Annotated in this window: 23 protein-coding genes; 14 read left to right on the top strand and 9 right to left on the bottom strand. The window is 69.6% G+C overall.

Annotated elements, in window-relative coordinates; genetic code table 11:
* A partial coding sequence (locus ACTHL4_RS17875) for a GNAT family N-acetyltransferase (protein WP_440284122.1) occupies window positions 1-829 on the top strand: 829 nt, incomplete at its 5' end.
* On the opposite strand, the gene ACTHL4_RS17870 is transcribed toward ACTHL4_RS17875, so the two are convergent.
* On the bottom strand, window positions 826-1,719 hold the full coding sequence (locus ACTHL4_RS17870) for a LysR family transcriptional regulator (RefSeq protein WP_440284121.1): 894 nt from the start codon (window positions 1,717-1,719) through the stop codon (window positions 826-828). The genes ACTHL4_RS17875 and ACTHL4_RS17870 overlap by 4 nt on opposite strands.
* An 82-nt stretch (window positions 1,720-1,801) precedes the next feature.
* On the opposite strand from ACTHL4_RS17870, the gene ACTHL4_RS17865 reads away from it, so the two are divergent.
* Window positions 1,802-1,963, top strand: coding sequence for a hypothetical protein (locus ACTHL4_RS17865; protein WP_440284120.1), 162 nt, complete (start codon window positions 1,802-1,804; stop codon window positions 1,961-1,963).
* Window positions 1,964-2,059: 96 nt separating this feature from the next.
* Here the strand turns inward: ACTHL4_RS17865 and ACTHL4_RS17860 are convergent, their stop codons facing one another.
* Entirely contained in the window at window positions 2,060-2,521 is a 462-nt protein-coding gene (locus tag ACTHL4_RS17860; protein WP_440284119.1) for an SRPBCC family protein, read from the bottom strand.
* A 214-nt stretch (window positions 2,522-2,735) separates the two neighbouring features.
* Between ACTHL4_RS17860 and clpB the strand changes: the two genes are divergently transcribed.
* Window positions 2,736-5,324 (top strand): ATP-dependent chaperone ClpB, encoded by a 2,589-nt coding sequence (gene clpB / locus ACTHL4_RS17855; protein ID WP_440284118.1) that lies wholly within the window; start codon window positions 2,736-2,738, stop codon window positions 5,322-5,324.
* A 116-nt stretch (window positions 5,325-5,440) separates the two neighbouring features.
* Here the strand turns inward: clpB and ACTHL4_RS17850 are convergent, their stop codons facing one another.
* Window positions 5,441-6,676, bottom strand: coding sequence for an AGE family epimerase/isomerase (locus ACTHL4_RS17850; protein WP_440284117.1), 1,236 nt, complete (start codon window positions 6,674-6,676; stop codon window positions 5,441-5,443).
* Window positions 6,673-7,524 carry an alpha/beta fold hydrolase gene (locus ACTHL4_RS17845; protein WP_440284116.1) on the bottom strand — a complete coding sequence of 284 codons (852 nt, stop codon included), beginning with the start codon at window positions 7,522-7,524 and terminating at the stop codon, window positions 6,673-6,675. The genes ACTHL4_RS17850 and ACTHL4_RS17845 overlap by 4 nt, the downstream gene beginning before the upstream one ends.
* Before the next feature lie 111 nt (window positions 7,525-7,635).
* Here ACTHL4_RS17845 and ACTHL4_RS17840 point away from each other — a divergent pair, with 111 nt between their 5' ends.
* Both ACTHL4_RS17840 and ACTHL4_RS17835 read left to right on the top strand, forming a co-directional pair.
* The gene (locus ACTHL4_RS17840) at window positions 7,636-8,364 is read left to right on the top strand and encodes an LppX_LprAFG lipoprotein (RefSeq protein WP_440284115.1); all 729 of its coding nucleotides are present in this window, start codon (window positions 7,636-7,638) and stop codon (window positions 8,362-8,364) included.
* Window positions 8,365-8,404: 40 nt separating this feature from the next.
* Window positions 8,405-10,081, top strand: a complete 1,677-nt coding sequence (locus ACTHL4_RS17835) for an MFS transporter (RefSeq protein WP_440284114.1) — start codon at window positions 8,405-8,407, stop codon at window positions 10,079-10,081.
* Here ACTHL4_RS17835 and ACTHL4_RS17830 read toward each other — a convergent pair.
* Window positions 10,065-11,591: a flavin-containing monooxygenase gene (locus ACTHL4_RS17830; protein ID WP_440284113.1), complete on the bottom strand. Its 1,527-nt coding sequence runs from the start codon at window positions 11,589-11,591 to the stop codon at window positions 10,065-10,067. The two genes, ACTHL4_RS17835 and ACTHL4_RS17830, sit on opposite strands and share 17 nt — an antisense overlap.
* A gap of 66 nt (window positions 11,592-11,657) precedes the next feature.
* The gene (locus ACTHL4_RS17825; RefSeq protein ID WP_440284112.1) at window positions 11,658-12,449 is read right to left on the bottom strand and encodes an exodeoxyribonuclease III; all 792 of its coding nucleotides are present in this window, start codon (window positions 12,447-12,449) and stop codon (window positions 11,658-11,660) included.
* Window positions 12,450-12,570: 121 nt separating this feature from the next.
* Here ACTHL4_RS17825 and ACTHL4_RS17820 point away from each other — a divergent pair, with 121 nt between their 5' ends.
* From ACTHL4_RS17820 to ACTHL4_RS17805, 4 genes are all read left to right on the top strand, one after another.
* Complete coding sequence (locus ACTHL4_RS17820) at window positions 12,571-13,338, top strand: SDR family NAD(P)-dependent oxidoreductase (protein WP_440284111.1); 768 nt, start codon at window positions 12,571-12,573, stop codon at window positions 13,336-13,338.
* 38 nt (window positions 13,339-13,376) lie between these two features.
* Window positions 13,377-13,934 carry an orotate phosphoribosyltransferase gene (pyrE, locus tag ACTHL4_RS17815; protein ID WP_440284110.1) on the top strand — a complete coding sequence of 186 codons (558 nt, stop codon included), beginning with the start codon at window positions 13,377-13,379 and terminating at the stop codon, window positions 13,932-13,934.
* A gap of 171 nt (window positions 13,935-14,105) precedes the next feature.
* Window positions 14,106-14,849 (top strand): uroporphyrinogen-III C-methyltransferase, encoded by a 744-nt coding sequence (cobA, locus tag ACTHL4_RS17810; protein WP_440284109.1) that lies wholly within the window; start codon window positions 14,106-14,108, stop codon window positions 14,847-14,849.
* On the top strand, window positions 14,846-15,589 hold the full coding sequence (locus tag ACTHL4_RS17805; protein WP_440284108.1) for a sirohydrochlorin chelatase: 744 nt from the start codon (window positions 14,846-14,848) through the stop codon (window positions 15,587-15,589). The genes cobA and ACTHL4_RS17805 overlap by 4 nt, the downstream gene beginning before the upstream one ends.
* Window positions 15,590-15,599: 10 nt before the next feature.
* Here ACTHL4_RS17805 and ACTHL4_RS17800 read toward each other — a convergent pair whose 3' ends face one another.
* Together ACTHL4_RS17800 and ACTHL4_RS17795 are read right to left on the bottom strand one after the other, a co-directional pair.
* Window positions 15,600-16,880 carry a hypothetical protein gene (locus ACTHL4_RS17800; RefSeq protein ID WP_440284107.1) on the bottom strand — a complete coding sequence of 427 codons (1,281 nt, stop codon included), beginning with the start codon at window positions 16,878-16,880 and terminating at the stop codon, window positions 15,600-15,602.
* Between the two features lie 238 nt (window positions 16,881-17,118).
* Window positions 17,119-17,769 (bottom strand): DedA family protein, encoded by a 651-nt coding sequence (locus tag ACTHL4_RS17795; RefSeq protein WP_440284123.1) that lies wholly within the window; start codon window positions 17,767-17,769, stop codon window positions 17,119-17,121.
* Window positions 17,770-17,892: 123 nt separating this feature from the next.
* Between ACTHL4_RS17795 and ACTHL4_RS17790 the strand changes: the two genes are divergently transcribed.
* A complete protein-coding gene (locus ACTHL4_RS17790; protein ID WP_440284106.1) occupies window positions 17,893-18,846 on the top strand; it encodes a helix-turn-helix transcriptional regulator in 954 nt (317 codons plus the stop codon).
* 6 nt (window positions 18,847-18,852) lie between these two features.
* Window positions 18,853-19,488, top strand: a complete 636-nt coding sequence (locus tag ACTHL4_RS17785; RefSeq protein ID WP_440284105.1) for a TrmH family RNA methyltransferase — start codon at window positions 18,853-18,855, stop codon at window positions 19,486-19,488.
* Window positions 19,489-19,492: 4 nt separating this feature from the next.
* Here the strand turns inward: ACTHL4_RS17785 and ACTHL4_RS17780 are convergent, their stop codons facing one another.
* Complete coding sequence (locus ACTHL4_RS17780; RefSeq protein ID WP_440284104.1) at window positions 19,493-20,056, bottom strand: dihydrofolate reductase family protein; 564 nt, start codon at window positions 20,054-20,056, stop codon at window positions 19,493-19,495.
* Window positions 20,057-20,218: 162 nt separating this feature from the next.
* Between ACTHL4_RS17780 and ACTHL4_RS17775 the strand changes: the two genes are divergently transcribed.
* Genes ACTHL4_RS17775 through ACTHL4_RS17765 form a run of 3 tightly spaced genes read left to right on the top strand, consistent with a single transcriptional unit; the run spans window position 20,219 to window position 22,216 of the window.
* Entirely contained in the window at window positions 20,219-20,581 is a 363-nt protein-coding gene (locus ACTHL4_RS17775) for a YciI family protein (RefSeq protein ID WP_440284103.1), read from the top strand.
* Window positions 20,574-20,927 carry a YciI family protein gene (locus ACTHL4_RS17770; RefSeq protein WP_440284102.1) on the top strand — a complete coding sequence of 118 codons (354 nt, stop codon included), beginning with the start codon at window positions 20,574-20,576 and terminating at the stop codon, window positions 20,925-20,927. The genes ACTHL4_RS17775 and ACTHL4_RS17770 overlap by 8 nt, the downstream gene beginning before the upstream one ends.
* Window positions 20,924-22,216 carry an RNA polymerase sigma factor gene (locus ACTHL4_RS17765; protein ID WP_440284101.1) on the top strand — a complete coding sequence of 431 codons (1,293 nt, stop codon included), beginning with the start codon at window positions 20,924-20,926 and terminating at the stop codon, window positions 22,214-22,216. Before ACTHL4_RS17770 ends, ACTHL4_RS17765 begins: the two co-directional genes overlap by 4 nt.
* Window positions 22,217-22,258: the final 42 nt, after the last annotated feature.

The raw sequence follows: 22,258 nt of genomic DNA, 5'->3' as shown, positions 1-22,258 counted from the left end.
CGGCGGCTGCCCCGGCACCACCCTGCTGTACAACCCGGAGCACGACACCCTGGATACGGTTTATGCCGACCTCGCCGTGGCGCCGCACCACCGGCGCCACGGCGTGGGCAGCGCGCTCGTCGACCACGCGAAGCGTCGTGTCCGCCAACTCGGCCGCTCGACGTTGTTCAGCGAGTCGCTGGCGCCCGGTGACGGGTCCGGTGCAGATGGACACCGATCCTTCGCCACCTCGCGGGGATTCACCACGGCCTGGCGTGAGACCACCCGGCACCTGCAGTTGCCGGTGCCCGACACCCGGCTGGGCGACCTCGCTGCCGCGGCGGCGCCGCGCAGCGCCGGCTACCGGATCGAGACGTTCGTCGGTCGGGTGCCGGACGACCTGCTGCCCGGACTGGCCGATCTGATGGCCATGCTCGCCGTCGATGCGCCGTCCGGCGACGTCGACTTCGAGGCGGAGGCGGTGACGCCGGAGCGGCTGCGCCACATCTATGCACGCGAGGCGGAGCAGGGCCGGATCCGCTTGTCGACACTGGCGATCGAGCATCGGACCGGTGTCGTTGCGGCGCAGACCGATCTGGTCTTCGATGACACGCTCGACCCGGTCGAGCAGGAGGGCACCTACGTCCACCGGCTGCACCGTGGTCACCGGCTCGGGGCCATGGTGAAGGTGGCGAATCTACAGCGGCTGCAACGCGACTACCCCGGGCGCCCGTTCGTGCGCACGACCAATGCCGAAACCAACGCGCACATGGTGTCGATCAACCTGGACCTCGGCTTCGAGGTCGTGGAGACCGCGATCGAGTGGGTGGCGGAGTTGTCCGCTCGCTAACCCGCGGCGCAGATCTCGTGCAGCAGCTCGAGTGCGCGGCGAGTGACCGGGCTGCCGGCCGCGGCATCCCGCACGTGCACCGAGATGCCGCGCTGCACCACCGGATCGGTCAGCGGCACCGCTCGTGCGCGCCGCGGGAGTGAGCCGAGGGTCAGCCGCGGCGCGAGGGTGATGCCGATGCCGGCCGCGACCAGCGCGAAACTCGTGTGGTGGTCCTGGCATTCGGCCACGGTGCGCGGTGCGATGCCGGTCTTGTTGAGCGCCCGGCGCAGGATGCGCCCGCAGGTCTGGTCCTCGTTGCTGTCGTCGATCCACGGTTCGTCGGCCAGGTCACCCATCGAGACCTCATCGGCCTCGGCGAGCGGATGTTTCGCGGGCAGGACCGCGACATACGGCTCGGTCATCAGCGCGTGCCGGGTGTAGCCCTTGGGTGTCACGGGGCGTTCGGTCAGGTCCTCGGTGCGGATGTCCAGGTCGCAGTCGGAGCGGGCCGCCTCGTGGTGCTCGTTGAGGTCGACCGTGATCAGGACGTCCTTGAACTCGCGCTGCAGCTTCGCGACCAGCTGCGGCACCCACTCCTCGCCGGCCGACGCGAAGCAGGCGATGGACAAGCTGCCGGTGCGACCGTGCCGCAGGTCGGTGACGACGTTGTCCAGTCGGGCGAGCGCGCCCATCGCGTCCTCGCTCTGTTGGGCCAGGAGCCGGCCGGTGGGCGTGGGGCAGATCCCGCGTCCGGCCTTCTCGAAGAGCGTCAGGCCGGTCTCCCGCTGCAGTTGGTTGATGTGCTGGCTGACCGCGGACGGGGTGTAGCCCAAGTGGGCGGCGGCCGCCTGCACCGAGCCGCTGGCGACGACGGAACGGAAGACCCTCAGCCGGTGGATGTCGAGCATCGCATCAGACTACAGCAACACTTAATGATCATGAAGAAATCACAGCTTGTGCTGAATTGTTAAGCAGTTCAGAATGATGTTTATGAACACAACACAGTCACTGAACAAGTCATCGCGGCAGCACCACGACCATGGCCGGGTACCGGTCGGCTTCGCCGGGCGGATCCGCGCGTTCTGGCGCGATCAGCAGGACGCCCAGGAGCTGTTGCTGGAGAAGCAGGCGCCCTGGCTGCGTCGCCGTTGAGCACCATACCCGTCCACCATCCGCATAACGCCCCCGGACCGACGAGGTCAGGGGCCGTTCGTCGTTTTCGGCGCGAAGATCCGGCCCGGCTGCTCGCTACGCGACCAGCTCGGCGACCTTGGCCAAGGTGTCCTCGAGCTGGTCCCGGCTCACCAGGGGGAAGAGGTTCTGGCTGAGCAGCTCCTTGTCGGTCACCCGGCTCCAGTCATAGGTCTGGCTGACCTCGGTCTGGTCGGGTCCCTGCGGGGTGAGTTCCCAGACCCACTCCCAGCCGGGTGGCTGAGTGCCGGCCGGGGCGGTCTGCCAGGCCAGCAGCTTGTCCTTCTCGTAGCCGGTCACGTGGTTGTCGGTCTGGTATTCACCGCCCATGTGATCGCCCTCCATGTTCATCGTGAAGACGTCGCCGGTGCCGCTGATCCGGTCGGTGCCCACGGCGCTGCGCACGAAACCGGAACCGTCCAGTCGGACGTGATTGGCCGGCAGCGTGAGCACCTCGAAAATCGCCGCGGCAGGCGCGTCGATCGTGCGGGAAACGCTGATCCTCGTGTCATCACTCATGTCTCCAACCTGCCTCCTCGACTTGGTTTCCGCAACCGCGCGCGGTGCATGGTGACGCATAGTTGAGCGGAATAGACTCAACTTTTTGATCGTTGTGTATGGCGAGACGTGTGCCGTCCTTGCCCCGGTGTCGCCCACCGCGCAAAGGTGGGTAGAGAGGGGAGACCGGCACACCAGCAACGACAGACGACCCGACCAGGGAGGACCAACCAACGTGGCTCTACAGCTGACCACCAAGGCGCAAGAGGCTGTCTCCGACGCAGTCCAGCTCGCCACCACCGCCGGCAACCCCCAGGTGGAGCCGGCACACCTGCTGCTCGCGCTCGCGCAGCAGACCGACACGACCACCGGTCCGCTGCTGGAGGCCGTCGGCACGACCGCGCAGGCGGTGCGGGCGACCGCGGAGCAGCTGCTGCGCACGCTGCCGGCGACGCAGGGCGCCTCAGTGGGCCAGCCGACCATGTCCCGCACCTTCGCCAACGTGCTGGAGCAGGGACGCCAGGCGATGGAGTCGATGGGCGACACCTACGTCTCCACCGACCACCTGCTGCTGGCCCTCGCGCGGACCGGTGAATTCGGCCTCAACGCCGAGGGGCTGGCCGCCGCCATCCCGCAGACCCGCGGTGGCGGCAAGGTGACCAGTCCGGAGCCCGAGGGCAGTTTCGACGCCCTGCAGAAGTACGGCACCGACCTGACCGCGGTGGCCCGCGAGGGCAAGCTCGACCCGGTCATCGGCCGTGATTCCGAGATCCGCCGCGTCGTGCAGGTGCTGTCCCGGCGCACCAAGAACAACCCGGTGCTGATCGGCGAGCCCGGCGTCGGCAAGACCGCGGTGGTCGAAGGCCTCGCGCAGCGCATCGTCGCCGGCGACGTGCCGGAGTCGTTGCGCGACAAGCGGTTGATCTCCCTCGACCTCGGTGCGATGGTCGCCGGTGCGAAATACCGTGGCGAGTTCGAGGAACGACTCAAGGCCGTCCTGGAGGAGATCAAGGGCTCCGACGGCCAGGTGATCACCTTCATCGACGAGCTGCACACCGTGGTCGGCGCAGGCGCCGGCGGAGACTCCTCGATGGACGCCGGCAACATGCTCAAGCCGATGCTGGCGCGCGGGGAGCTGCGGCTGGTCGGTGCTACGACGCTCGACGAATACCGCGAACACATCGAGAAGGACCCGGCGCTGGAGCGCCGTTTCCAGCAGGTGTATGTCGGTGAGCCGTCCGTGGAGGACACCATCGCCATACTCCGTGGCCTCAAGGAACGTTACGAGGCCCACCACAAGGTCGCCATCTCCGATGCGGCGCTGGTCGCGGCCGCCTCGCTGTCCGACCGCTACATCACCGCGCGGCAACTGCCGGACAAGGCGATCGACCTGATCGACGAGTCGGCGTCCCGGCTGCGGATGGAGATCGACTCCTCGCCGGTCGAGATCGACGAGCTGCGGCGTGCCGTCGACCGGCTGAAGATGGAGGAACTGCACCTCGAGAACGAAACGGACGCCGCATCGAAGGACCGGTTGGCCAAGCTGCAGTCCGACATGGCGGACAAGCAGGAGGAGCTGAGCGCGCTCACCGCCCGCTGGGAGCAGGAGAAGGCCGGACTCAACAAGGTCGGCGACCTGAAGAGCCAGATCGACGAACTGCGCACCCAGGCCGACCGGTTGGAGCGGGACGGCGACCTCGGCGGTGCATCGAAGATCCGCTTCGGCGACCTGCCGGCGCTGGAGCAGCAGCTGGCGGAGGCGCAGGCCGCCGAGTCGACCAGTTCGACCGCCGGTGGTGAGGCGCCGATGGTCAAGGAGGAGGTCGGACCGGACGACATCGCGGACGTGATCTCGTCCTGGACCGGCATACCCGCCGGACGCCTGCTCGAGGGTGAGACCGAGAAGCTGCTGCGCATGGAGGACTGGATCGGCCAGCACGTGCTCGGCCAGAAGAGCGCGGTGCAGGCGGTCTCGGACGCGGTGCGCCGGACCCGTGCCGGTGTCGCCGATCCCGACCGCCCGGCGGGTTCGTTCCTCGTCCTCGGCCCGACCGGGGTCGGCAAGACCGAGCTGGCCAAGGCCGTCGCGGACTTCCTGTTCGACGACCCCCGCGCCGTGGTCCGCATCGACATGTCCGAATACTCCGAGCGGCACGCGGTGGCGCGGCTGATCGGCTCGCCTCCGGGCTACGTCGGTTACGAGGAGGGCGGTCAGCTGACCGAGGCGGTGCGCCGTCGCCCCTACTCGGTGGTGCTGCTCGACGAGGTCGAGAAGGCCCACCCGGAGACGTTCGACATCCTGCTGCAGGTGCTGGACGACGGCCGGCTGACCGATGGCCAGGGCCGCACCGTGGACTTCCGCAACGTCATCCTGATCATGACCTCCAACCTGGGGTCGCAGTTCCTGGTCGACCCCACGCTGGATCTGAAGCAGAAGCACGACTCGGTCATGAACACCGTGCGGCAGTCGTTCAAGCCCGAGTTCATCAACCGGCTGGACGAGGTCATCATCTTCGAGGCGTTGACCAAGGAGGAGTTGACCCGAATCGTGGATCTGCAGGTCGACGCGATCGCGCTGCGGCTGGCCGAGCGCCGGATCACCGTCGACGTCACCGACGCCGCGAAGCAGTGGCTGGCCGACGAGGGATACGACCCGGCATACGGTGCGCGGCCGCTGCGACGGCTGGTGCAGAAGCAGATCGGCGACCGGCTCGCGAAGGCGTTGCTCGGTGGTGAGGTTCGAGACGGCCAGCCGGTGACCGTCGACACGGCACCGGACGGTGACGGCCTGATGCTGGTGCCCGCCGCGGTCCCCGCCGCCTGATCACCGAGCGGACACAAAACACACTGAGCGGACACGAAATCCGGGCATTTTGTCGCCGGATTTCGTGTCCGCTCGATGCGTAAGGTGTCCGCTCGGTGAAGGGGTGGTCGGCGCAATCAGGGCCGGTCGGCGCGCCGGGAGAGCGCGGTGGCGAAGGACGGCGCGAGCGGCAGCGCGTCGCCGACGAGCAGGCATGCCTGCAGCGCGTGATACACGTCCGGCTTGCCCTGCCAGGTGCCTGCCGCGGGCCGGTTGGTCTCGTCGAGCTCGTGGTGCCACGAGCCGTGCTCGCGGTCCAGGAGGTGCTCCTGCGCATACCTCCACCACCGCGTGAGGCACTCGTCCCAGCGTGGGTCGCCGGTCGTGCGGCCGAGCGCGTATGCCGCCCCGATCGCCTCGCACACGACCCAGTGCATCCGCGCCCGCACGACCGGCCGGCCCGCCCAATCGGTGGTGTAGACGAACCCGTCGGCGCCGTCGGCCGCCCACCCGTCCGCCACCGCGCGATCGGCGAGTTCCGTTGCGGCAGTGACCAGCTCATCGCCGTTGTATGACGCCTCGAGCCGCAACCGGCTCGCGCGCACCGACAGGGCCAGGCGTGACCACTCCAGTCCGTGACCGATGGTGGCACCGAAGGGCCGGAAGGGGTCCGCGGAACGCTCCCGGTTGTACTCGGGCAACACCCGGCCGTCGGCGTCGAAGTGTTCGGGGATGCGCCAGTCCCGCGCCCGCGCCCAGCCGGCGACCTGCACCGTGATGGCTTCGGCGCGGTCCAGGTAGTCGACCTCCCCGGTCACGTCGTGCAGCGCCAGGAACGCCTCCACCGTGTGCATGGCGGCGTTGACCCCGAGATAGGGCTCGACGTCGCTCCAGTCGGCCGCGAAGCTCTCGTGCACCAACTTCTTCGCGGGGATCCAGAAATGCTGCTCGTGCACCCGCCGCGCGGCGGCCAGCAACTCGCCGGCGCCGTCGGCGTCCGCCACGACGGCACTGCTGGCGGCCAACAGCACGAACGCGTGCGGGTAGGCCAGTTTGCGAGCATCCACCGGCGCCCCGGTGGCGCCGTCGAGGGTCGTGAACCATCCGTCGTGCGTCCCGTCGCGGAACGACGACGACAGCGCCCGCACGCCGTGATCGACCAGTGCGGCGAACTCCGCGCGGCCGGTCAGCACTCCCAGCGCCGCCACATGGGTCATCCGGCAGGTCAGCCACAGCTCGAGCGGCCGGTCGGTCAGCTCGCCGGTGTCGTCGAGCCAGCCGAAACCGTGCGGTGTGCGGGAGCGCAGCGCGAAGTCGAGCAGCCGGTCGGCCTCGACCCGCAGCTGCCGGGACGTCCCGGCATCCACGGTCATCGGGCGAGCTCCTCGATCGCCGCGGCCACCCGATCGGGCGCTTCCCACGGGAGCATGTGCCCGAGCCGGTCGAGCGTCCGCAACTCGGCCTGGGGGAGCCCGGCAGCGATCCGTTGCGCGAGGGTGGGCGGCGTGAGCCGGTCGCGCGCGCCGACCAGCACCTGGGTCGGCACCGTCTGCAGCGCACCGAGCGCCGCCACCTCGTCGTGCTCCATCAGCGCGTCGTAGTACCCGGCGAAGACGTTCAACCGGGTGCCGCGCGCGATCACCGTCGCATCGTGCACGTCGGCCGGATCGGCGTCGCGCCCGAACGCCGCCGCGCGGTGCGCCTTCTCCGTCATACCGCGGCCGATCGGCACGCGCACGTGCCGCAGCGCCGCCATCAGCGGGCGCTCGCCGGGGCGTCCCGAACCCCGCAATCCGCCGGCCGCCGTCGACACCAGGGCGATGCCGCGGACCCGCTCGACGAACTCCTGCGGCGCCAGCCCGGCATACGCCAGGATCGTCATGCCGCCCATCGAGTGCCCGCCGAGCACCACCTGCTCGTCGGCCGGCGTGAGCTCGGCGACAACCGTCCGCAGGTCGGCACCGAGGCGGCGGATCGACTCCTGGCCGACCTTGCGCGACCCGCCGGCCAGCGTCGAGCCGCCGTGTCCGCGCTGGTCCCAGAGCACCACCCGCAACGCCGGGTCCAGGGTGCGCAGCACCGGCAGCCATGAGCGGTGGTCCAGGATCCAGCCGTGCCCGAGCACGACGGTGCGCCCGGCCGGTTGCCGCGGCTCGCGGACGTATGCCGACAGGACCGCCCCGTCGTCGGTGGTCACATGGTGCACATGAAGTCCGGCCATGCCGGTCATTCTCCCCGACCGCCACCGGCCACGGGGCGCCGGGAACCGGACGGCGCGCCCGAGCGTCAACCAGCGCAGAACAGGCATCTCCGGAAAGATAGGTTGCTCCCCATGCGACGTACCCTTGCCGTCACCAGCTCGCTCGCCGTCATGGTGTCCCTTGTGCTGACCGGCTGCAGCAACGACGGGAAGAAGTCCTCTCCGTCCGGGACGAAGAGCGCGACACAGGCTGCGGTCACGCCGCGGTCGGTGCTCGCCGAGGCGAAGAAGACCCTCGACGACACCTCCGGGGTGCATCTGAAGCTGACCTCGGACAAGATCCCGGCCAAGGAGAACGGCCTGGTCAGCGGGGAGGGCGACGGCTCGCACGCCCCGGCCTTCAAGGGCGACATCGCGGTGCGCATCCCGGCAGCGGGCACCATCAACGTGCCGGTCGTGGCGGTCGGCGGCAAGGTCTGGGCCAAGACCCCGCTCAGCCCGAAGATGGCACCGATCGACCCCACCCAGTTCGGTGCGCCCGATCCGGCGAACATCTTCGCCAGGAATGGCGGATTCTCCTCGCTGCTGGTCGCGACACAGTCACCGAAGTTCGGCGACAAGAAACGCGACGGCAAGGACATCGTGCAGATCGTGACCGGCACACTGCCCGGCTCGGCCATCAAGCAGACCCTCAACTTCGGCGACGCCGGCACGACATACGACGCGGTCTATCAGATCACCGAGCAGGGCGAGTTGCGCTCGGCCGAGCTGACCGGCGCGTTCTACAAGGGGCCCGATGACACGTCATACACCGTCGAGTTCACCAAGTACGGCGAGCAGGTTGCGATCAAGGCACCCTGACCCACCGGCCGGGAGCGCGGCCTCCGGGCGGGACCGGGCCATGCTCGCGACCGCCTCCACGGCGGTCGCGCTCGCCGCCGCCGACACCTACGTCGTGGTGCTGGCGTTGCAGGACATGATGAACGGCGTCGGGCTCGGCGTCGACGCCCTGCAGCGGGCCACCCCGATCATCTCCGGCTTCCTGCTCGGCTACATCGCCGTGCTGCCGCTGATCGGCCGGCTCGCCGATCTGATCGATCGGCAACGCATCCTCACCGGCTGCCTGGCACTCTTCGTCGTCGGCTCCGCGGTGACGGCGATCTCCGCCGAACTGCCGGTGATGGTCGTCGGCCGTTTCCTGCAGGGCGTAGGTGGCGGCGGCCTGGTCCCGGCGACCCTCGCGCTCGTCGCCGACCTCTGGCCGCCCGGCCGACGCGGCACCGCGCTCGGCGTGGTCGGTGCGGTGCAGGAGATCGGCAGCGTGGTGGGTCCGCTGCTCGGTGCGCTCATCCTTGCCGTGTCCGACTGGCGAATGATCTTCTGGGTCAACGGTTTCGCCGGGATCGTGCTCGCCCTGTGCATCGTCGCCTGCGGGCGTCGCGCACCACGTGAACGGGTCGGTGCCCCGGTGCCGGTGTGGTGGCGGGCGCTCACCGCGCTCGCCGCCGTCGCCACGGTGATCCTGCTCGGTCTCGCCCTGTGGGCGCCCGATGCGCTGACGACGTCGATCCGGTGGGGCGGTCCGTTCGTCCCGTATGGCGACCACACAGCCCACCTGTTGACACCCATCGGTGTGTGGGGACTGGCCGCGCTCGCGGTGGTGCTGGCGCTGTCGGTGCGCTTCTGGTGGCCGATCGCCCGCAGCGTCGACGTGATCGGCGCCGTGCTGATCGCCGTCGCGCTCGGCGCGCTGGTGCTCACCTTCGCCGCCTCCGATCCCGAGAAGCAGGTGGTCGGCCCGCTCGGCTGGTGGCTGCTGCCGCTCGCCGTCGTCGCCGCGGCGCTCTCCGTATGGCGCCACCGCGCCAGCGAACACCCGCTGATCGCGCCCGGCGTGGTGGTCGGGCGCGTGCGGCCGGCGCTGGTGGTGTCGGTCTGCGTCGGCACGGCCATCGTGGCGATCGTCGTCGACGTACCCGTGCTGGCGCGGCTGACGATCACCGACTCACAGACCCAGGCCGCCCTGGTGCTGCTGCGCTTCCTGATCGCGGTGCCGGTGGGCGCGCTGGCCGGCGGATGGCTGCTGCGACGTCTCGGTCCGGCGCTGATCGCGGCACCCGGCCTGCTGGTCACGGCGCTCGCCCTGGCGTGCATGTCCCGGTGGGACGCCGGAGCGCTCGACTCGTGGCTGGTGCCGACGGTCCTGCTGGTGCTGGCCGGGCTGGGCGTCGGGCTGGCGATCGCACCGGTCAACGACGCGGCGTTGCACGACGCGCCGCAGGCCGCCCACGGGGTCGCCTCGTCGTTGCTGGTCGTGGCCCGGATGGTCGGCATGGTGGTCGGCCTGGCGCTGCTGACCGCGATCGGACTGCACCGGTTCTACGGCCGGGTGCAGTCGCTGCCGCACCCGACCCAGGCACAGGTGACCGACGCAGGCGTACTGCAGGTGCAGACCGTCTTCCTGGGCGCGGCGGTGGTGGCGTTGGCCGCTGCAGCGGTCGCCCTGCTGCTCGGCCGGCACGTGAGCGCGCCGGCCGACCAACCGGCGCTGTCGACGGAGGTCACTCGGTCCCGGTGAGATGTGACCCGGTGAGTGCCGGTCCGGTGACTTCGGATCCGGTGAATTCGTAGTCCACCAGATCCGGCCGGGCCAGTCTGCGCTCGTACTCCCCGACGCTGCCCGGCCACAGCATCCGGTTGCGACCCTGGTCGTCGAGATACCAGCTGGTGCAGCCGCCGGACTCCCACACCGACTGGGCGCTGCGCTCGTCGAGCCGCTGCATGTGCGCCGGCACCACCTCGGGGCGCACCCGGACCGCTGTCGCGCCGCGGGCGTCCCGCTCATCCAGCAGCGTGGTGACCAGCCCGATCTGCGCCTCGATCATCAGCACCACGGAGGTGTGTCCGAGCACGGTGTTGCGACCGAGCAGGAAGAACAGATTGGGGTAGCCCGGCGCGGTCACGCCGTAGTAGGTCTGCGCGTCCTGCGCCCAGTCGTCCTGCAGGCTTCGTCCGTCGACCCCGGTGATGTTCAGGTGCCGGTAGGAGCCCGTGACATCGAAGCCGGTGGCGAAGACCAGCACGTCGAGTTCGTGGGTGGTGCCGTCCTGCGTGGTGACGCCGGTGGCGTCGGCGTCCAGGATCGGGGAGGTCTCGACGGTGACGTGGTCGGACGCGAGCGTCGGGTAGTAGGTGTTGGACATCGTGACCCGCTTGCAGCCCATGGTGTAGTCGGGTGTCAGCTTCGCGCGCAGCTCTGGGTCCTTGACGACCGAATGCATGTGCGCCACCGCGGCTTTCGAGGCGGCCTTCAGGGCCGCGGGCGCCTTGGTGAAGCCGCCGACCCGCACCTCCCCGGCGGCCCGCAGCTTCGCGCGGTGCGCCTTCATCAACCAGGGCCGCTTCTCGTACTGATCGATCAGCCAGTCCGGGTATGCCGGGTCGACCTTCGGCAGCACCCAGGTGGGCGTGCGCTGGAAGACCGTCAACTGCCGGGCGTCCTCCGCCAGCGGTGGGATGACCTGCACGCCGCTGCAGCCGGTGCCGATGACCCCAACCCGTTTGCCGACCACCGTCGTGCCGGGATCCCAGGACGCGGTGTGCAACAGTTCGCCGCGGAACGTCTCGATGCCGGGGATGTGCGGGATCACCGGCTCGTGCAGTGCGCCGACGCCCAGCGCCACCGCGCCCGCGACGAGCTGCTGGGTCTCGCCGGTGCCGGTGGTGACGCTCAGATGCCAGGCGGCCAGGCCCTCGTCATACGTCATCCGCTCCACGATGCTGCCGAAGCGGATGTGCTCGCGCAGGCCGTACTTCTCCACGCAGAAGAGCAGGTAGTCCTGGATCTCGTCGGCGGTCGCGTAGGCCTTGGACCAGTAGGGGTTGAGCTCGAAAGAGAAGGAGTAGAGATGACTGGGCACGTCGCACTCGCAACCGGGGTAGCGGTTGTCGCGCCAGGTGCCGCCGATCTCCTGGGCCTTCTCCAGGACGACGAAATCGCGACCGCGGTTCTTGGCCGCGATCGCCATCCCGATGCCGGAGAAGCCCGAGCCGACGATGACCAGGTTGTGATCGACGCGAACACCCATGACGATCAGGCTACTTCGGCGTGGCGTCGCAGACGTGGGGCAACGCCGCGAGCATGCAGAACGACCTCAGTCGCCGAGCGTCACGATGACCGGCGCATGGTCGGAGGCGCCCTTGCCCTTGCGCTCCTCGCGGTCGATGGCCGCCTCGGTCACCCGGCCGGCCAGTGCGGGAGAGGCCAGCGCGAAGTCGATCCGCATGCCCTGCCGCTTGGGGAAGCGCAACTGGGTGTAGTCCCAGTAGGTGTAGGTGCCCGGCCCCGGCGTGAACGGCCGCACCACGTCGGAGAACCCGGCGTCCACGACCGCACGGAACGCGGCTCGCTCCGGGTCGGTGACATGGGTGCGACCGGCGAAGAAGCCGATGTCCCAGACGTCCTCGTCGAACGGCGCAATGTTCCAGTCGCCCGCGAGCACGATCTGCGCACCCTCGTCCTCGGCCAGCCACCCGGCGGCGGCGTCCCGCAACCGGGCCAGCCAGTCGAGCTTGTAGGCGTAGTGAGGATGCCCGACCTCGCGGCCGTTCGGCACATAGAGCGACCACACCCGGACACCGCCGCAGGTCGCCCCGATCGCCCGCGCCTCGGACACCAGAGCGTCGCCGTAGCCCGGCATCCCCGGGAAGCCGACACTGACGTCGTCGAGGCCGACCCGGGACACGATCGCCACGCCGTTCCACTGGTTGAGCCCGTGCATCGCGACCTGGTAACCCGCTGCGCGCAGCGGCAGTTCGGGGAACTGGTCGTCGCGGCACTTGGTCTCCTGGATCAGCAGCACGTCAAGGTCGTGGCGTTCGAGCACCCCGACGACGCGGTCGATCCGGGAGCGGATGGAGTTGACGTTCCAGGTCGCGATGCGCACCCGGACAATTTACGGTTCACGGCTCGCTGCCGTTCAGCTGCCCCATGGTGTTCCGGCGATGGATGGGAAGGCTGGACCGTGTTCGGCCGGACCCCGCAGGTTCTCGCTACAGTGGGCGCTCATGGCCACCGCACTCGTCACCGGCGCGAGCGCCGGCATCGGCAAGACCTTCGCGACCCAGCTCGCCCAGCGCGGTCACGACCTCGTCCTGGTCGCGCGCACCGAGTCCCGGTTGCAGGAGCTCAAGGAGCAACTGGAGGAGCGCTACTCCATCGCGGCCGAGGTCCTTGCGGCAGACCTGAGCGACCGACTCGACATCCAATTGGTTGCCGATCGGCTCGCCGACGCCGAACGGCCGGTCGATCTGCTGGTCAACAATGCCGGCTTCGGACTGAAGAAGCCGTTCCTGCGCAACGAGATCCGTGCCGAGGAGGAGATGCTGACCGTGCTCGTCCGCGCGGTCACCGTGCTCTCCCACGCCGCCGCCCTCGCGATGCGGGCCCGCCGCCGCGGCGCGATCATCAACGTCTCCTCCGTCGCGGGATTCATGGCATCGGGCACCTACTCCGCGGCCAAGTCCTACGTGACGGTCTTCTCCGAGGGCCTGTCCAGCGAGTTGCGCGGCACCGGGGTGACGGTGACCGCGCTCTGCCCCGGATTCACCCGAACCGAGTTCCACGCCAGGGCCGGCATCAAGGGGCACGGCATACCGGACTTCATGTGGCTGCAGGCCGATTCGCTGGTCAAGGAGTGTCTCGACGACGTCGACCGCGGCAAGGTGGTCTCGATCCCGGGCGCGCAGTACAAGGTTGCCGCGACCGCGTTGCGGGTGCTGCCCCGGCCGGTCGTGCGCATGGGGAGACTCAGCCGTAAACATCGTCCCCAGTGACAACCGCAGTGCCCACCGCAGGGCGAACGAAACCAGGAATGAGCGAGGAGCCGGCAGTGGCCAAGCAGGAGTTGTTGGAGCGCATCAAGACCGACGCGATCGTCCGGGGCAAGGTGACCTTGTCCTCGGGCAAGGAGGCCGACTACTACGTCGACCTGCGCCGGATCACTCTCAGCGGCGCCGCCGCTCCACTGGTCGGCGCGGTGATGCTCGAACTCACCGCCGACCTGTCGTCTGACGCCGTCGGCGGTCTCACGATGGGTGCCGACCCGGTGGCGACGGCGATGCTGCACGCGGCGGCCGCGGAGGGGCGCACGCTGGACGCCTTCGTGGTCCGCAAGGCCGGCAAGGCGCACGGGCTGCAGCAGCGCATCGAGGGACCCTCGATCAAGGGGCGTCGCGTCGTCGTGGTCGAGGACACCTCCACCACCGGCGCCTCGGCGCTCGAAGCGGTGGCGGCCGCCCGGGAAGCCGGCGCGGAGGTCGTCGCCGTCGCGGTGATCGCCGACCGGTCGACCGGTGCGCGCGAGCGCATCGAGTCCGAGGGGATCACCTACCTGACCGCCTACGGTCTGGAGGATCTGGGACTGGCCTGAACCCCGGCGCTGGCCCGAATACTCCGCGGTGGCCACGGTCCAATCCGGCGGCCCCCAGGTCGCCAGGACTGTCTCATCACTCGACATTATCCATAGCTGCATATTTCGTTATGCGACACTGAGGCACCCACGCACGAATGTTGGGTGGGTGAATCGTTCCGAAGGTGTCGCGTGTCCGAAATCCTGCAGCAGCCCGAAGGCGTCGGACGGGTGGTGCTCGTCGGTGGCGGTCCCGGCGCCGAGGACCTGATCACCGTGCGCGGACTGCGTGCGCTGCAACAGGCCGACGTCGTGATCGCGGACCGGCTTGCCCCGCGCGGCCTGTTGGGTGACCTGCCGCCGGGCACCGAGGTGATCGATGTCGGCAAGACGCCGCACCACCACCCGGTGCCGCAGCACGAGATCAACCGGTTGCTCATCGAGCGGGCCCGGCGCGGCCAACACGTCGTCCGGCTCAAGGGCGGCGACCCGTTCCTGCTCGGTCGCGGCGGCGAGGAGGTGCTGGCCTGCCGGGCGGCCGGGGTGCCGGTCGAGGTGGTGCCCGGGGTGACCTCCGCCCTGTCGGCGCCCGCGGCCGCCGACGTGCCGGTCACGCACCGCGGCATCGCGCACGGCGTGCTGGTCATCTCCGGTCATGACGACATCGACACCAGCCTGCTGGCGCAGTGGCGCCATACGATCGTGGTCTTGATGGGTATGGCGCGGCTGCGCGAGCTCGCTGCCGAACTCATCCGGGCCGGCAAGTCTCCGCAGACGCCCGTCACGGTGATCCAGTCGGCGTGGACCGCCGACCAGCGGCACGTCAGCGGCTCACTGGACGACGTCGCGGATCGCGTTACGGCACAAGGCATCGGCAACCCGGCAGCCATCGTGATCGGGGACGTCACCCGGGCCCTGGAGGCGGTTCCGCTGTGACGGCGCTCGTCCTCGTCGCGCACGGCACGGCCGACCCGCGCGGCCGGCAGACCGTGATCGCGCTCCGCTCCCAGGTCGCCCGGTTGCTGCCCGGCGTCCGTGTCCTCGACGCGTATGTCGACGTACAGCGCCCGCGGCTGCCGGACGTGGTGGATGCGCTGGTCCGCCAAGGCGATCGAACCGTCATCGTCCCGACATTGCTGTCCACGGGCTACCACATCGAGGTCGATGTGGCCCGAGCCGCGGCGGTGTCGCCGCTGGTGACCGCCGCCCCTCCGCTGGGACCGCACCCGGTCCTCGCGCAGATCCTCGGTGACCGGCTCGACGCGGCGGGGGCCACCCGGTCGGCGCCGGTCGTGCTGGCGGCGGCCGGGTCGTCGCGGCCGGAGGCGGCGGACGCGGTCCGGGAGGTCGCCGCCGACCTGCAGGCCCGACGGACCGGTCGGGTCGTCGCCGGGTTCGCAGCCGCCGCATCGCCTTCCGTGCGCGAGGCCGTGGATGGTGCCGTCCACGATGCGGCTGGTGGTCGAGCGGGCGACGCCGCGGACGGTGTCTGGCTGGCGTCATACCTGCTCGGTCACGGCTTCTTCCACAGCATGCTGAGCCGGATCGGGCCGCCGGTGACCGAACCGCTCGGTGCTGACCCGCGCATCGCGAGCCTGGTGCGCGACCGGTTCCTGGCGTGCATGGCAACGCCGGCCGAACGGGCTGCTGCCCGCCGGCCGGCGTCGGTCGCCTGACGCTGCGCTCTTACGGCTGGGCGACGAGGTTGCGGTAGGCGCTGATCGACGTCGGCGCGTCCGGCTTCACCAACTCGGGCAGCACCTTGTCGAACTTCGCGGCCAGCTTGAGGCTGGGCATCACCTTGTGAGGCTTGTTCGAGTAGGCCACGGTCGCGGCGCCCCACGAGGAGGCAGCGCGACGCTGGTTCGGGGTGCCGTGGTGGCCGGGGGAGTCGAACGAGCAGTCACCGACGTCATAGAACGACTCCTCGACCTGCAGCACCTGGACCGGCTTCATGCCCAGCCCCTTCTTGTGCGTGGCGAAGTAGGTGCCGAACGCATCGGCCATCAGCTCGGTCCGACGGGTCGCCTCCGCCCCGGTGAGCGGGCTGTCGAAGAGGTTGTCCTCGTACTGCACGTGGTGGGACATCTCGTGCCCGAGCACGGCCTTCGGGCCGACCTTGTTGAGCCCTATGGCCTTGAGTGCCGCGAGGATGCCGTCGCCGAAGACCATCTTGTCCTTGAGCTTGCGGATCACCGGGTCCGGGTCGCCCTCGCCGGAGAACGCGAACGCGTTGAGGGTGAAGATCGCGTTGTCGCCGTTGCTCAGCGCCGGGTCGCTCTGCACCATCGTGATGATGTCCTGGGCGATGTCCGCCGCGTCGGCGGGGCCCACGCCATACATGAACTGCACGACGGAGGTCACCCGGTTGACGTCGGTCAGCATGCCGCCGTGCATCGCCATCAGCTGCACGTTGTTCAGGCGCACGTCCCAGAACCGCTGGGCGATGCCGAAGGTCGAGGTCAGGCTGTCCTTGTATGCCGGCAACAGCTGGAAGCCGGCACCCTTCGGTGTGCCGTTGAGGATCGCGTCGTACGTCGGGATGTCCAGCCCGCCGAGCAACTGGATGAAGAAGAGGTTGAGGACGTCCACCGGTGCGAGCAGCTGGTCGACATACGCGTCGAGCTTGGTCGGCCCGCACTCGTACTGCGAGGGGTCGATCGCCCGCGCCGAACGACCGCCCGCGGCGGCCACCGTTTTGCTGACCTTGGTCTTCAGGATCGCGGTGACCGGCGACTCCTCTATCCCGAGCCGGGTGCGCGCAGCGTCGCGTCGCGTCTGCCAGTCGGCCGGCAGCTTCTGCAGGATGCGCTGGTAGATCGCCTTGCTGTCAACGCTTTGCGACTGCAGGCCGGCAACGCGGTGAGTGCCTGCGGGTGCCGCAGAGGCGCTCGTGCTGACGGCTCCGGAGAGCGAGACGGTCAGGACGGACAGGGTGGCGAAGGCGCAGACGCGCGTGAGTTTCACAGTGTGTTTCTCCCTCTGACCGACCGCGACGGGATGTGCGCGGTCGCCTGCTCATCGTCAGAGTGACTCACCGGTAGATTGCAGGTACTTACCGAAGGATTCCCAGGTTCTTACCAAGCAATGACCAGGTGTTTGCCGCGGCGCTCAGTCCCGGGGGAGGTTCAGCCAGTAGATGTCCCGCCGGCGCGCACCGGCCGGGGCGGTGCCTGGGTCGTGCCGGTCGTCGAAGTTGTGCAGGTCAGTCTCCCGCGGTCGCGGCCGTTGCCTTCTCGCGGCGGTGCTTGAGGTATTCGTAGGCCATCGGGATCACCGAGAGGATCACCACCACCATGATCGCGACGTCGATCTTGTCCCCGAGGCCGGGGAATGCCTTGCCGAGCACGACGCCGGCGGCCACGACGATGCCGACCCACAGCACGGCACCGACGGCGCTCCAGGTGAAGAAGCGCTTGCGGTCCATCCGGCTCGCGCCGGCGACCAAGGTGATGAAGGTGCGCACGATCGGCACGAACCGGCCGATCACCAGCGCCTTGTTGCCGTGCTTGTCGAAGAAGTCGTTGGTCTTCGCGAAGTACTCCTTCTTCAGGATCCGGCCGTCACGCTCGTAGATCGGCTTGCCGACGACGCGGCCGATCTCGTAGCCGACGACGTTGCCGGCGAACGCCACCAGCATCAACAACGGCACCGAGACGTAGAGCGGCACGTGGAAGTTGTACTTCGCGCTCGAGCTGAACAGGCCGATCGCGAACAGCAGCGAGTCGCCCGGCAGGATCGGGAAGAGCACTCCGCACTCGATGAAGACGATCAGCAGGGCGATGACGAAGAACGCGCCCCCGAACTGGTCGAGCAGATAGGTCGGGTCCATGAAGCTCGGGCCGAGGGAGTGCATCACGAGCGCAAGCGTACGTGAGCGCCGCTGAGGGGACGCTTAGAGCGAGGCGGCCCCGTGGTCCTTCGATGGCGCGGCGCCAACAGGACAACTTCTGTCCGCTGCGTCGTCGATGATGGGCTCATGGCGACGACGACGGCACGCCTGCTGCAGCTGCTCGGGCTGTTGCAGGCGCAGGCGGTGTGGACCGGCGAGGACCTTGCGGATCGGCTCGGTGTCACGACCCGGTCGGTGCGGCGGGACATCGACCGGTTGCGCGAGTTGGGCTACCCCGTGCAGTCCAGCCGCGGCAGCGGCGGCGGTTACCAGCTGGGTGCCGGACGTGCGCTGCCGCCGCTGCTGCTCGACCAGGAGGAGGCCGTCGCGGTCGCGGTGTGCCTGCGGCTGGCCGCGGGAGGGACCGTCGCCGGCGTCGGCGAGGCCGCGCTGCGCACGATGGCCAAGCTGGACCAGGTGATGCCGGCCGCCATACGCGCGCACGTGACGGCGGTCCAGGAAGCGACGGTGACGGTGGAGTACCAGGCGACCACCGTCGACGCCGATGCGCTGCTCACCCTCGCCCGCGCCGTGCGCGAACACCACCAGGTCCGCTTCGACTACATCGCGCGCGACGGCGCCGCGTCCTATCGCAGGGCGGAGCCGTACCGTCTGGTGGCCACCGGCCGCCGCTGGTATCTCATGGCGTTCGACCTGGACCGGGACGACTGGCGGTCCTTCCGGCTCGACCGGATGACCGGCGTGCGGGCCTCCACCTTCGGTTTCACGCCCCGGGAGGCGCCCGACGCGGAGGAGTACATCCGGCGGTCGGTCCGCTCGGGGTGGGAGCACGAGGCGACCGTGCGGCTGGCGTGTGCGCACGAGGAGGTCGAGGAGTATGTCGCCCGGTGGGGTGCGCTGACGGCGGTCGACGACGGGCACTGCGACCTGCGGGTCGGCGCGCAGGACCTCGACATGATGGCCTGGTGGTTGCTGCGGATGCCGCACGACTTCGAGGTGCTGGACAACGACGAGCTGGTGGCGGCATACCGGCGGCTGGCGACCCGGACGGCGGCGCTGGCGGGGGATGCGGTTGGCTGACTTCTCGTGAACGAGCAAGCAGTCGGTGTCGGGCCGTATGACGGGCAGTGGCCGACGCTTCCCGACGGCACCCCGGACCCGCGCTTCGATCCGGAACTGCTGGCCGATGGCGACCGGCGCAACGTCGAGGACCGATACCGGTACTGGACGCACGAGGCGATCGTCGCCGACCTGGACACGCGCCGGCACGGTTTCCACGTCGCGGTCGAGAACTGGGGGCACGACTTCAACGTCGGTTCGGTGATCCGGACCGCGAATGCGATGGGCGCCAAGGCCTTTCACATCGTCGGAAAGCGCAGGTGGAACCGGCGCGGCGCCATGGTGACCGACCGCTACCAGCACGAGCATCATCATCCGGACGTCGCCGCGCTGGCGTCGTGGGCCGCGTCGCAGGACCTGCCGCTGATCGGGATCGACAACACCCCCGGCAGCAAACCGATCGAGATCTATGAGCTGCCGGAGCGGTGCGTGCTCGTCTTCGGGCAGGAAGGTCCCGGGCTGACTCCCGCGATGCAGCAGGCATGTGTCGACGTGCTGCACATCGAGCAGTTCGGCTCCACCCGATCGATCAACGCCGGTGCCGCTGCAGCCATCGCCATGCACGTGTGGGTGCTGCGGCACGTGCACGGCTTCGGCAGCTGAAGGGTCAGCGGCCCATCCGATAGGTCAGCCACATCGCGCCGCTCGGCAGGATGAGGGCATCGGTCAGCGTCATCGGGGTCAGGTCGGTGATCCGTTCGGTGAGTCGCCGGCCCACCGGATCGAGGACCGGCGCGACGGTCAGCTGCAGTTCGTCGACCAGGCCTTCGGCCAGCAACGACTGCGCGAGCGCGATGCTGCCGTGCACTCCCACGTCCCCGGTGGTGTTCGCCTTCACCGACGCGACGATGTCGGCCAGCGGTCCGGACACCGCCTCTGCGTTGGTCCAACCACCGTCCAGCGGACTCGAGGTGACGACGTACTTCGGCACGTTGTTGATGAAATCCGCGAACAGGTCCTGCGACGTCGGCCAGAAACGCGCCCATTCGTCATACATCCCGCGGCCGAGCAGCACGGCGGTCTGGCTGCCGATCAGCCGGCGGAACGGCTCCTCCATGGCGTCCTCGAACTCCGGGGGCGCGGGTTCGGGGGTGCTCGGCGGGAAGAGGCGGTTCGGATCGTCGACCGCGCCGTCGAGCGAACAGATGGAGTAGAGCACGAGCTTGCCCATGGGAAGCCTTCCGGAGTGCGGGTACTGACACCACGATGACGCGTTGGGCGCTCGCGAATCGACAGTCCGCGAAGAATTTCGTCGAGAGTTGTCGATTCCACATCGGCTCACGCGTCATCGGGCTGTCAGAGGATGTACACAACGCAGATCGAAAGGGTCACCATGGCCAAGCGATTCCTGGTCCTGCTGCCGGCACCCGAGGCCGAGTGGGCCAAGCTGCCGCCGGAGGAGCACGAGAAGGGCATGCGCGCACACGAGCGCTTCCACCACGAGCTGGCCGAGGGCGGTCACCGCATCATCACCGCGTCGCCGCTGCGGCCGTCCGCGCAGGCGGTCTCGATGCGGCCGGACGGCGCCGGTGGCACGACCGTCACCGACGGGCCGTTCACCGAGGCCGCCGAGCAGATCGTCGGCTTCTACCTCGTCGAGAGCGACGACCGCGAGGGCGTCGAGGCGTGCTGTCGGCAACTGGCCAGCACCGGCGACCTGATCGAATTGCGCGAACTGGAGGGCAGCGATGAGTAAATACCTGATCTTCCTCGCCGGCGCGGCCGACGCGTGGAACAACGCCGCACCGGCGGATCGCGAGCGCTGGCACCAGGACCACGTCCGGTTCGCCCAGGAGGTCGGCGGGGCGATCCTGGCCGGTGAGGCGCTCGACGGCGCCAGCACGGCGACGACGGTGCGCCGCCGGAGCGGGACCGTCGAACTCACCGACGGACCCTTCGCCGAGACGGCCGAGCAGATCAGCGGCTTCTACCTTGTCGAGGCGGCCGATCTCGATCGGGTCGTGTCGTGGTGTGCGGTGCTGCCGGAGATCTACTCGCTCGAGATCCGGCCGTGCGTCCCGATCGAGGGACTCACGGATTGATCGAACCGCTCGAGGTCGTATGGCGCGACGAGTGGGGCCGGCTGCTGGCCCTGCTCGTGGCGCAGACCCGTCGGCTGGACCTGGCCGAGGATGCGCTGGCCGACGCCTTCGAACGGGCTGCCCGAGTCTGGCCGCAGGCCGGTATGCCGGACAGCCCGCCGGCGTGGCTGATGACGGCGGCGAAGCGGCGGATCCTGGATCGGTTGCGGGCCGAGGCGGTCGCCGCACGGAAGCAGCCGCTGCTTGCGGTGGAGGAAGGAAACCGGTGCGAGGAGTCTGATGACCTGCTGCGGTTGGTGCTGCTTGCGGCGCATCCGTCGCTCAACGAGGAAGCCGGTGCCGCGCTGACGCTGCGGCTTGTGCTGGGCATCCCCACCGCGGACATCGCCCGGCTCTTCCTGGTGCCCGAGCCGACGATGGCGGCCCGGCTGACCAGGGCGCGCAAGAAGGTCGTCGCAGCGGGGGTCCCGCTCGCCATACCCGAGGAGGAAGTGCTGCCCCAGCGACTGGAAACCGTTGCCCGTGTTGCCTATCTGGCGTTCACGGCCGGTTACGCCCCGGGTAGTGGCGACGACGTCGTCCGAGCCGAGCTCGCGGGGGAGGCGATCCGGCTGGTCCGGCTGGTGCGAGCCACCGGGCGGGCGGCGGCGACCAGTCCCGCGTTGCAGGCGTTGCTCGCGCTGATGTTGCTGCAGCACGCGCGCCGGGATGCCCGAGTTGCGGCGGACGGGTCGCTGGTCTTGTTGCCGGAGCAGGACCGGAGCACCTGGCACCGGGACGAGATCCAGCAGGGTTTGGCGTTGCTGAGGGAGTTGACCGGCGGGCACTCGGTCTCGATACACCCTCCTCCGCTGCGCTCCCCCAGGCACTCGACCAGCGTGCCGGGTGGAGTCGCCCTGTCGAGTGCGCTCGCCGCGGAGTACGTGCTGCAGGCGCTCATCGCCGCGGAGCACGCGCGAGCCGGCCGGGCCACGGACACCGACTGGCCGACGATCACCGACTACTACCGGCAGCTGGAGCAGTTGACCGGGTCGCCGGTGGTCCGCCTGAACCGGGCCGTCGCCGTGGCCGAGGCGGGCGACCTGCCGACCGCGCTCGTGCTGCTCGACGGACTCGACGAGGCGCTGGCGCATTCGCACCGGCTGCCCGCGGTCCGCGCCGAGCTGCTGGTGCGGGCAGGGCGGCATACCGAGGCGGTGGCGGCATACGACCTGGCGATCGAGCGCTGCGCCAACGCGCGCGAGCGCGAACAGCTGCTGGCCCGCCGGGTGAGCGCTGCCGGTGGTTGACCGGCGGGCGGTCCACCGCGGGGGCCGCGGATGGTTGGATGG

The sequence above is a fragment of the Flexivirga sp. genome (genome assembly GCF_051955415.1).
GTDB lineage: Bacteria > Actinomycetota > Actinomycetes > Actinomycetales > Dermatophilaceae > Flexivirga.
Note: the sequence above shows the minus strand (reverse complement) of the source record. Positions and strands in the feature narration are given on the sequence as shown.

Bases quoted from the DNA above. Each gene is read 5' to 3' on its own strand.
- ACTHL4_RS17795 (WP_440284123.1), bottom strand. From the start codon at position 17,769: ATGCACTCCCTCGGCCCGAGCTTCATGGACCCGACCTATCTGCTCGAC.
- ACTHL4_RS17845 (WP_440284116.1), bottom strand. From the start codon at position 7,524: ATGGCCGGACTTCATGTGCACCATGTGACCACCGACGACGGGGCGGTC.
- ACTHL4_RS17775 (WP_440284103.1), top strand. From the start codon at position 20,219: ATGGCCAAGCGATTCCTGGTCCTGCTGCCGGCACCCGAGGCCGAGTGG.
- ACTHL4_RS17790 (WP_440284106.1), top strand. From the start codon at position 17,893: ATGGCGACGACGACGGCACGCCTGCTGCAGCTGCTCGGGCTGTTGCAG.
- ACTHL4_RS17780 (WP_440284104.1), bottom strand. From the start codon at position 20,056: ATGGGCAAGCTCGTGCTCTACTCCATCTGTTCGCTCGACGGCGCGGTC.
- ACTHL4_RS17835 (WP_440284114.1), top strand. From the start codon at position 8,405: ATGCTCGCGACCGCCTCCACGGCGGTCGCGCTCGCCGCCGCCGACACC.
- ACTHL4_RS17840 (WP_440284115.1), top strand. From the start codon at position 7,636: ATGCGACGTACCCTTGCCGTCACCAGCTCGCTCGCCGTCATGGTGTCC.
- ACTHL4_RS17830 (WP_440284113.1), bottom strand. From the start codon at position 11,591: ATGGGTGTTCGCGTCGATCACAACCTGGTCATCGTCGGCTCGGGCTTC.
- ACTHL4_RS17850 (WP_440284117.1), bottom strand. From the start codon at position 6,676: ATGACCGTGGATGCCGGGACGTCCCGGCAGCTGCGGGTCGAGGCCGAC.
- ACTHL4_RS17770 (WP_440284102.1), top strand. From the start codon at position 20,574: ATGAGTAAATACCTGATCTTCCTCGCCGGCGCGGCCGACGCGTGGAAC.
- ACTHL4_RS17820 (WP_440284111.1), top strand. From the start codon at position 12,571: ATGGCCACCGCACTCGTCACCGGCGCGAGCGCCGGCATCGGCAAGACC.
- ACTHL4_RS17870 (WP_440284121.1), bottom strand. From the start codon at position 1,719: ATGCTCGACATCCACCGGCTGAGGGTCTTCCGTTCCGTCGTCGCCAGC.
- ACTHL4_RS17865 (WP_440284120.1), top strand. From the start codon at position 1,802: ATGAACACAACACAGTCACTGAACAAGTCATCGCGGCAGCACCACGAC.
- ACTHL4_RS17860 (WP_440284119.1), bottom strand. From the start codon at position 2,521: ATGAGTGATGACACGAGGATCAGCGTTTCCCGCACGATCGACGCGCCT.
- pyrE (WP_440284110.1), top strand. From the start codon at position 13,377: ATGAGCGAGGAGCCGGCAGTGGCCAAGCAGGAGTTGTTGGAGCGCATC.